3 protein-coding genes are annotated in these 2,667 nt (G+C 60.4%); all 3 read right to left on the bottom strand.

The genetic code is table 11. From position 1 onward, the window contains the following. Positions 1–62 precede the first annotated feature (62 nt). Positions 63–782 (bottom strand): leucyl/phenylalanyl-tRNA--protein transferase, encoded by a 720-nt coding sequence (gene aat / locus AAC035_RS20480; RefSeq protein ID WP_339806961.1) that lies wholly within the window; start codon positions 780–782, stop codon positions 63–65. Positions 783–850: 68 nt separating this feature from the next. Next, positions 851–1,804: a thioredoxin-disulfide reductase gene (gene trxB, locus AAC035_RS20475; protein ID WP_339806960.1), complete on the bottom strand. Its 954-nt coding sequence runs from the start codon at positions 1,802–1,804 to the stop codon at positions 851–853. Positions 1,805–2,078: 274 nt separating this feature from the next. Then, on the bottom strand, positions 2,079–2,667 hold a 589-nt coding region (locus tag AAC035_RS20470), incomplete at its 5' end, for a MoxR family ATPase (protein ID WP_339806959.1).

Genomic DNA, 2,667 nt, shown 5'->3' with positions numbered 1-2,667 from the left:
GTCAGGCAGATAGCTGCAGGCGTGGGCCGGTGTTGCAAAAAATACCAGCGTTCTCAGGCTACTCATGCCGACACCTCCTGTTTGTTCCAGCGCCAGTCCATGGCCCACTTCAGCGCGTCTGGCTGCTGGTCCACATTGTGTTCAAGTATAGATAAGAATTGGCGCCTGGAAATAGTGGTAGCGCCCATACGGATCAGGTGGTCGCTGGCAACCTGGCAGTCGACGATCTGGTAGCCGCTGAGCTGAAGCTGGTGCGCCAGATGGACCATCAGCACCCTGGAGGCATTGGTTTCCAGTGAAAACATGGATTCGGCGAAAAAACAGCGCCCGATGGCCAGGCCATAGAGACCGCCCACCAGGTCGCCCGAGGCGTTCCAGGCTTCCAGCGAATGGGCCACGCCCTGGCGGTGGAGTTCGTTGTAGGCGGTTTCCATCTCGTCGGTAATCCAGGTGCCTTCCGGGCGGGTGCTGCCACACAGGCGCATGACGCGCCTGAACGCCTGGTCAGAGGTTACCGTGAATGCTCCCCGGTTCAGGGTGCGTCTGAGGCTGCGGGAAATGTGTATGTCGGCAGGGAAGAGCACGCAGCGGGGATCGGGCGACCACCAGAGAATCGGCTGGTCGTCGCTGTACCAGGGGAAGATGCCACTGCGATAGGCCAGCACAATCCGTTCCGGTGCCAGGTCGCCACCAAGGGCCAGCAGGCCGTCAGGCTCATTCAGGGCTTCCTCGGCAGGAGGAAACCAGAGATGGTCAGGGTCAATCCAGGGAAGTGCGCTCATGGTCTCCGTAATCGTCCGGAGTGATCAGGCCGGCAAAAGCCGCAACCACTCCGGCAGTTTAAGGGATGTCAGGCCTGTTGATCCAGAAAGCGTTCTGCATCCAGTGCTGCCATGCAGCCGAAGCCGGCCGAAGTCACCGCCTGGCGGTAAACATGGTCGGCAACATCGCCGGCCGCGAACACACCGGGAATACTGGTCTGGGTGGCCATACCCTCGAGACCGCTGCGAATATTCAGGTAGCCGTTGGCCATATCCAGCTGGCCTTCAAACAGGCCGGTGTTCGGTTTGTGGCCAATGGCGATGAATACTCCCGCCAGGTCCATTTCCTGGGTACTTTCGTCCTTCATGCTGCGAATACGCATACCGGTGACGCCGGTTTCGTCGCCCAGGACTTCGTCCAGGGTGTGATCCCAGATAATGCGAACGTTGCCGTTCTTCTCTTTTTCAAACAGCTTGTCCTGCAGTATTTTCTCCGCCCGCAGCTTGTCGCGGCGATGTACCAGCGTCACTTCCTCGGCGATGTTTGACAGATAGAGCGCTTCCTCAACGGCAGTATTGCCGCCGCCGATGACGGCCACTTTCTGCTTGCGGTAGAAAAAGCCGTCGCAGGTTGCGCAGGCGGATACGCCCTTGCCCTTGAAGGCTTCCTCGGAATCAAGACCCAGGTACATGGCCGATGCGCCGGTGGCAATGATCAGGGCGTCGCAGGTGTACTCGCCGCTGTCGCCCTTGAGGCGGAATGGCCGGTTGCGCAGATCCGCTTCGTTGATGGTGTCATACACGATACTGGTTTCGAAACGCTCGGCATGGCGCAGCATCCGCTGCATCAGCTCAGGGCCCTGTACTCCGACATCATCACCCGGCCAGTTGTCCACATCGGTGGTGGTGGTCAGCTGGCCACCCACCTCTATGCCGGTGATCAGCGTGGGCTGCAGATTGGCTCTGGCGGCGTAAACGGCAGCGGTGTAACCGGCAGGGCCGGAACCGAGGATGATGAGTCGGGAGTGCTTGGTGTCTGTCATGACGGGTCTCTTGATGTGTCTGAAGTTGTAGTCGTGAAGCTCAGCGCGGTTACCGTCGTCGGCACGGGACTCTGAGCCTGGCTGAAAATGACATTTATCTGATTATCGGGGCCAGCCAGCGTTATTCAAGGGTACGGTGACGGTGGCGCAGTCCGCGACTGGCAGTTTTTCTTCGGTTTTGCCAAACGCTGTGTGAAAAGGAGCCTAGCAGGGATCGAAATCAGCGGCAGTTGTTTTCGCCAATCCGGTCTATTGTTCCACGCTATGCCGTACTTCAGGACTGGCGGATGACCGGCACCTGTTCCAGTAACTGCTTCACCCGCTGTTCGCCCTTGCTGGCGTCACCCTGTTCGAGCCGGTGGCTGGCGATGGCCGGGAATACACTCTGCACATCGTCCGGGAGCACATGATGGCGGCCCTGCATCAGGGCCCAGGCCCGGGCTGCCCGCACCAGACCGAGCCCGGCGCGGGGGGACAGGCCGTAAACCACGCCGGGCATCCGTCGGCTTTGTTCCAGCAGCGCCTGCACGTAGTCCAGCAGGGCGGCACTGGTAGTTACACGGTTGACGCCTTGCTGCAGTGTTTCAAGGTCAGCGCCGTCGATAACCGTCTTCAGCCGGTCGGTCATGGAGCGCCGGTCTTCCCCTTCCAGCAACGCGCGTTCGGCTCTCGGGTCCGGATAACCCAGGCGCAGACGCATCAGGAAACGGTCCAGCTGGGATTCCGGCAGCGGGTAGGTGCCGCCCTGTTCCACCGGGTTCTGGGTGGCGATAACGAAAAAAGGCAGCGGCAACGGCCGGGTTTCACCCTCAATGGAAACCTGGCGTTCTTCCATGGCCTCCAGCAGCGCACTCTGGGTGCGG

Source organism: uncultured Marinobacter sp. (assembly GCF_963974375.1).
In the GTDB taxonomy this organism is placed as follows: domain Bacteria; phylum Pseudomonadota; class Gammaproteobacteria; order Pseudomonadales; family Oleiphilaceae; genus Marinobacter.
This window is presented reverse-complemented; position numbering and strand designations above follow the sequence as displayed.

What these genes read in the sequence shown, in the direction of transcription:
- aat (WP_339806961.1), bottom strand. Translation starts at nt 782, where the DNA reads ATGAGCGCACTTCCCTGGATTGACCCTGACCATCTCTGGTTTCCTCCT.
- trxB (WP_339806960.1), bottom strand. Translation starts at nt 1,804, where the DNA reads ATGACAGACACCAAGCACTCCCGACTCATCATCCTCGGTTCCGGCCCT.